This is a genomic window from Saccharibacter sp. EH611, from assembly GCF_009834765.1.
Taxonomy (GTDB): Bacteria; Pseudomonadota; Alphaproteobacteria; order Acetobacterales; family Acetobacteraceae; genus Saccharibacter.
On the sequence record NZ_WVHP01000011.1, the window covers coordinates 1 to 4354 of the forward strand.

A 4354-nucleotide genomic window follows, 5' to 3' on the forward strand; every position below is an offset into this window, starting at 1 on the left:
TCGGGCAAAGCAAATTCCTGTTTCGGCTTTGAACGAGGCTTTGAAGCCTTGGGGGGACTATAGGGGGGTATAGTTTTTTGGTTAGTTATATTGGTTAGTTTGGGTGCATTATCTGCGGGGGTTCCCCCGCATTTAGTGCGGTGGTTAGGTGCATTATATGCGGGGGTGCATTTAGTGCGGGGTGCATTATATGCGGGGGTTTCTGGCTTTACATTGGCATTGAATTGAACCGCGTATTGAGCGCTTTTCCCACTTTCAATCGTTCTTGTAATAATGCCAGCGGCTACGAGTTCTTTTAGTGCATTCTGGACGGCTCGCTCTTTAAGAGATGAGCGTGCAGAGAGCTGCTGAACCGTTGGATAGCAACGACCTGTTTGATTGTCCGCAAACGTAATGAGAGCCACGAGCACGCTTTTCGCACCATGCTTGATTGGGAGCTCGGTTGCCCATTGGATAATGGCATATGGGTTATGGGCGTCATTCATTGCATAAACCTCCCATGCTCATCGCGTTTGCGTTGTGGTGATGCGGCGCCCATTGAGGCGAGCTGCTTTCTGAGGTTCGTAACGAGAGCGAAGGCACGGTTGTTCTTGCCCTCAAGGTGCCAAATCTGTTTCCGTAAATGGCGCAGATCAGAGCATAAGCGCTCCTGATGGTTGCGCAGGTCGGCGCAGGTTTCTTGCAGCGCCTTGTTGTGTCGGCGCTCTTGAGCAAGCTCACGGTGCAGTTTACGGACGTATGGGAAGAAAAGACGCAGCATGTCACACCCCCAACGCACGGCGGTAGATGTCGAGAAGCTGTTCTTGCTCTTCCACCTCAGCGGGCTCTTGCTTGCGAATTTTGATGATTTCCTTAATGACTTTCACGTCAAAGCCTGCTGACTTTGCTTCTGTGAAGATGTCGCGAATGTCAGAGCCAAGGGCTTTACGTTCTTCTTCCAAACGCTCCACGCGTTCAACAATGGAGCGCAGACGATCAGCAGCAATGCCGCCTGTTGTGTGTGTATCGGTCATGATGTGTGCTTTCAGAACGGAATCTCATCGTCGAGTGGGTCTTGGCTTGCGTCCACGTCAGACATGGAACGCTGCGAGCTGTAGGACTGGCTTTGAGCGGTCTGTTTCTGCTGGGAAGGCTCGCGGTCAGACTTGCTGTCGAGCATCACAAGATCACCACGGAACGCCTTTAGAACGACCTCTGTCGTGTAGCGTTCCATGCCCTGTTGATCTGTCCATTTGCGTGTCTGAAGTTCGCCTTCGAGATAGACCTTGCTTCCTTTTCGTAAGAAGCGTTCGGCCACATCCGCCGTGCGCTCGTTGAAGATCACGACACGGTGCCATTCAGTCTTTTCGTGCTTTTCGCCGGTTTTCTTGTCCGTCCAGTTTTCGCTCGTCGCCACCGTTAGATTGGCGATCTTCACACCAGATTGCGTGTGACGGATCTCTGGATCGCGGCCAAGGTTGCCGACCAGAACGACCTTGTTCACAGAGCCTGCCATTAGAAGCTACTCCAGCCAGAGCGCATAGCTGTGAAAAGAAGAAAGCACAGTGAAATCATAAGAAAGATAGCGCAGGCCGTCCCTACCGTGCTTAGGGCAATGAATATGGCTTTCGGAATAACACTTGCGATGAGATCGATGAGATTGATGACAGTCATGCCGACACCTCATCTTCACCGGAGCGGCGTTCAATCTCTTCATCGGCAATCTGAGAGAGAAGACCAGCAAGCCATCCTGGCATTGCATGGTGTCTGATCGTCCGAAGGTCTGCATCGGGTAGCTGACAAATAAACATCCGAGCGCGCGGATCAAGCAGCTTAGGGCATCCCCATTTCTGCAATTCCTCATCGGTTGGGTTGGTAAGCCTTTCCTCACGGTATTCACGAAAGGCCGTTTGAACAGAAAGATTAACCCGATCGCGACGCTCTTGCTCAGAGAGCGTATCGTGGTCAGGACGCTTCGCTTGGGTGTCTTGTGCTACGTTTTCGTTGCCTGCCCCGGAGGTCGAGTCCGAGGAGGCGTTTCCTGAAACTGAACGAGGAGATGACGATGTTTTCTTTGCAGAAACTGAACATTCAGATGGCTGGGAATGGGTTTGAGATCCATGTTGAAGGTTACTTCCAACAGAAGCTGCCACAGGGCGGCGTGCAGAATTCTCCTGTTTCTCTGACAATCCCTGTGCGAAACCTGCCAGAAAATACGCACAGCCTTGATGACTGGCAGCGTTGGGTTCTTGCATGGCTTTCGCAGTGCGTTGAGCAGCATTGAGCAGAAATAGCCATTGACGGTGACTAATCATGACGCCGTCCTCACTCGTTACGTCACTATTAGTGGCGTGGCGAGCGTCTTCATCGAACCATGATAGCCCTAGTATATGCAGCCTCATACCCGTGTCTCCTTCTGCTGTTGTGTGGGGGTGGGGTGGTTGCGCCGCGTTGGACGGCGCGGCGGATACAGGTCGGGGCGCAGCTGCTCGCGGGGGATGCCGGTGAGGGCTTCCACTGCAATGACCCGCTGCGCAGGAACTCGTTTCCAGCGATAAATGGCAGAAGCTGATTTGAGGCCTAAGAACGTGGCCAAGTCTTTGGGCTTCACACCAAAAGATGAGATGAATGATTTAGCCATGCCTCATAGTGACCTACAGTCACTTTTTTTGCAATAGAAAAGGTGACTGATATGGCCGCATTAAATTCTACATTCCGGCAAACTGTGGGTATGGAAACAGTTGGCCAAAGACTTAAAAGATTGAGGAAGAGCGCCCGCTTAACGCAAGCGGACGTAGCCGCCGCGCTTCCTGGTGATATAAACCGCAGTTATATCGCTAAGATCGAAAAGGACGAGAAAGTCCCTTCGTGGCACATTATGTGCGCATTAGCCGATTTTTATGACATCGGGCTTGATTACCTTCGCTTTGGAAAGTCTGTTGCGCCTCTCAAGGCTTCTTGCGAGATCGTTGAAGATGATGCCGAAGTGGGACTGCTCAGAGCGTGGCGAGCTATGGACGAGGAGGAGCGTAGCCTTTTTGCCGCTTTTGCTTCGCGTTTTGGCCTCAGAAAGGCCTCTTGAGTCGTTCGTATCGTCAAAACACATATGAAATCTCCTTAGGCGGCGACTCTTAAGGAGGCAGCATAGTTCTTTAAAAAGCAATGTGACCAAAGGTCACTTTTTTCTTGACCTCATTAGTGACTTATGGTCACATATCCTCATACCGAACGAAACGCCCCACGTCGGGGCGTAGGAGGAGGGTAAGATGAGAGACACGAATGCTCTTACAATGCAGCAAGAAGAAGAGCTGCAAGAATATGGCAGTCTTCTCGCCAAGCAGGGGAAAGACCTGCTGCACAAAGGGCTATCCCTTGGCCATTTGACACCGGATCAACAAACTCTGCTCTCGGAGCACTGCATCGGCCTCGTTGAGCTTGGCACGATCCTGTTCCATCAGGAGGCGGCGCAATGATCCACCTACACGCAGTAGCGCAGCCACAGCAGGGCGCAGTCCTCGTGCCCATCACGCCAGATGAGAAGGCCCTAGAGCTAGGACGTATGCTCCTAGGACTACACCGCAAAAGCAACGATCTCTGGGCGCAGGAAAAGGTGCTCATGGTCATCAAGACGTATTTTGAGCGTATGGCACATCTGATCGAGCGGGGCAGTCGCACGACAGAAGATGACGCAAAGGCCGAATTCTTTGCCCTCATGGCGGCGGACTTAGACGAAGACGGCATCCCCGGTCTTCAGTCCTTTCTGGAGGATCAACGAGAAGCAGGAAGCGCAGCAGACCGTTACTGGCAGAGCAAAGACACATCCCGCAATCTCAATCAAGACGATAGGGTGATGGGATGATGAGTGATCTAGCAGCCTTAAAGGAACGGATAGCTCATACACATCTTCTTCTTGATCTGATTGAACAGCGCGATGTCCTAACACCCGAAGAAGTAGAAGAGCGTTTAGTTCTCAAGGCTCGGTTAAGGCACCAACAACGGGCTTTGGAGGAGACACGATGAACTACAGACAGGAGCATGAAGGAAAGATCGTCTGCCCCCATTGCTCGTATGAGAACGAGGGGGATGGCGAGCTCAATGAGGCGTATGAGGGGGCTAAATGGCACTGCACGTCGTGCAATAAGAGCTTCATCATCGAAACAGTCGTCCGAACCATAACGGTCACAACGCTCAAGGAAAGCGATAGTATTCTTAATGAAATCTCTCTTGTAGACATGAAGATAAATAGAACAGAGAAAAGCGGTCTTTGTGTGAGTGGTTTTAGAAAGAAAAGAGAAGAACTGAGCATGAAGCTTGCCGAACTTTTGCTTAAAGAGCGCCAGATAGAAGAAAATAGTTACTAACCACCCCAAGTAAA

At 51.4% G+C, this 4354-nt stretch carries 11 protein-coding genes; 5 read left to right on the top strand and 6 right to left on the bottom strand.

Annotated features, from left to right (window positions below; genetic code table 11):
• The 6 genes from GS535_RS04210 to GS535_RS04235 all read right to left on the bottom strand — a co-directional run.
• A partial coding sequence (locus GS535_RS04210) for a helix-turn-helix domain-containing protein (RefSeq protein WP_160799156.1) occupies positions 1 to 485 on the bottom strand: 485 nt, incomplete at its 3' end.
• On the bottom strand, positions 482 to 760 hold the full coding sequence (locus GS535_RS04215; RefSeq protein WP_160792589.1) for a hypothetical protein: 279 nt from the start codon (positions 758 to 760) through the stop codon (positions 482 to 484). The genes GS535_RS04210 and GS535_RS04215, both read right to left, overlap by 4 nt.
• A 1-nt stretch (position 761) precedes the next feature.
• A complete protein-coding gene (locus GS535_RS04220; RefSeq protein ID WP_160792572.1) occupies positions 762 to 1013 on the bottom strand; it encodes a DUF2312 domain-containing protein in 252 nt (83 codons plus the stop codon).
• 11 nt (positions 1014 to 1024) lie between these two features.
• Entirely contained in the window at positions 1025 to 1495 is a 471-nt protein-coding gene (gene ssb / locus GS535_RS04225; protein WP_160792619.1) for a single-stranded DNA-binding protein, read from the bottom strand.
• Between the two features lie 154 nt (positions 1496 to 1649).
• Entirely contained in the window at positions 1650 to 2381 is a 732-nt protein-coding gene (locus GS535_RS04230) for a hypothetical protein (RefSeq protein ID WP_160792620.1), read from the bottom strand.
• Positions 2378 to 2620 carry a YdaS family helix-turn-helix protein gene (locus tag GS535_RS04235; RefSeq protein ID WP_160792621.1) on the bottom strand — a complete coding sequence of 81 codons (243 nt, stop codon included), beginning with the start codon at positions 2618 to 2620 and terminating at the stop codon, positions 2378 to 2380. The genes GS535_RS04230 and GS535_RS04235 overlap by 4 nt, the downstream gene beginning before the upstream one ends.
• A gap of 51 nt (positions 2621 to 2671) precedes the next feature.
• Here GS535_RS04235 and GS535_RS04240 point away from each other — a divergent pair, with 51 nt between their 5' ends.
• From GS535_RS04240 to GS535_RS04260, 5 genes are all read left to right on the top strand, one after another.
• On the top strand, positions 2672 to 3061 hold the full coding sequence (locus tag GS535_RS04240; protein WP_160792622.1) for a helix-turn-helix domain-containing protein: 390 nt from the start codon (positions 2672 to 2674) through the stop codon (positions 3059 to 3061).
• Positions 3062 to 3245: 184 nt separating this feature from the next.
• A complete protein-coding gene (locus GS535_RS04245; RefSeq protein WP_160792109.1) occupies positions 3246 to 3452 on the top strand; it encodes a hypothetical protein in 207 nt (68 codons plus the stop codon).
• Complete coding sequence (locus tag GS535_RS04250; protein ID WP_160792623.1) at positions 3449 to 3838, top strand: hypothetical protein; 390 nt, start codon at positions 3449 to 3451, stop codon at positions 3836 to 3838. The genes GS535_RS04245 and GS535_RS04250 overlap by 4 nt, the downstream gene beginning before the upstream one ends.
• Positions 3835 to 3999, top strand: a complete 165-nt coding sequence (locus tag GS535_RS04255) for a hypothetical protein (protein WP_160792107.1) — start codon at positions 3835 to 3837, stop codon at positions 3997 to 3999. The genes GS535_RS04250 and GS535_RS04255 overlap by 4 nt, the downstream gene beginning before the upstream one ends.
• Positions 3996 to 4340, top strand: a complete 345-nt coding sequence (locus tag GS535_RS04260; RefSeq protein WP_160799153.1) for a hypothetical protein — start codon at positions 3996 to 3998, stop codon at positions 4338 to 4340. Before GS535_RS04255 ends, GS535_RS04260 begins: the two co-directional genes overlap by 4 nt.
• Positions 4341 to 4354 lie beyond the last annotated feature (14 nt).

Coding starts and splice junctions, on each gene's coding strand:
- GS535_RS04220 (WP_160792572.1), bottom strand. CDS start 1,013: ATGACCGATACACACACAACAGGCGGCATTGCTGCTGATCGTCTGCGC.
- GS535_RS04215 (WP_160792589.1), bottom strand. CDS start 760: ATGCTGCGTCTTTTCTTCCCATACGTCCGTAAACTGCACCGTGAGCTT.
- GS535_RS04230 (WP_160792620.1), bottom strand. CDS start 2,381: ATGAGGCTGCATATACTAGGGCTATCATGGTTCGATGAAGACGCTCGC.
- ssb (WP_160792619.1), bottom strand. CDS start 1,495: ATGGCAGGCTCTGTGAACAAGGTCGTTCTGGTCGGCAACCTTGGCCGC.
- GS535_RS04255 (WP_160792107.1), top strand. CDS start 3,835: ATGATGAGTGATCTAGCAGCCTTAAAGGAACGGATAGCTCATACACAT.
- GS535_RS04260 (WP_160799153.1), top strand. CDS start 3,996: ATGAACTACAGACAGGAGCATGAAGGAAAGATCGTCTGCCCCCATTGC.
- GS535_RS04250 (WP_160792623.1), top strand. CDS start 3,449: ATGATCCACCTACACGCAGTAGCGCAGCCACAGCAGGGCGCAGTCCTC.
- GS535_RS04245 (WP_160792109.1), top strand. CDS start 3,246: ATGAGAGACACGAATGCTCTTACAATGCAGCAAGAAGAAGAGCTGCAA.
- GS535_RS04240 (WP_160792622.1), top strand. CDS start 2,672: ATGGCCGCATTAAATTCTACATTCCGGCAAACTGTGGGTATGGAAACA.
- GS535_RS04235 (WP_160792621.1), bottom strand. CDS start 2,620: ATGGCTAAATCATTCATCTCATCTTTTGGTGTGAAGCCCAAAGACTTG.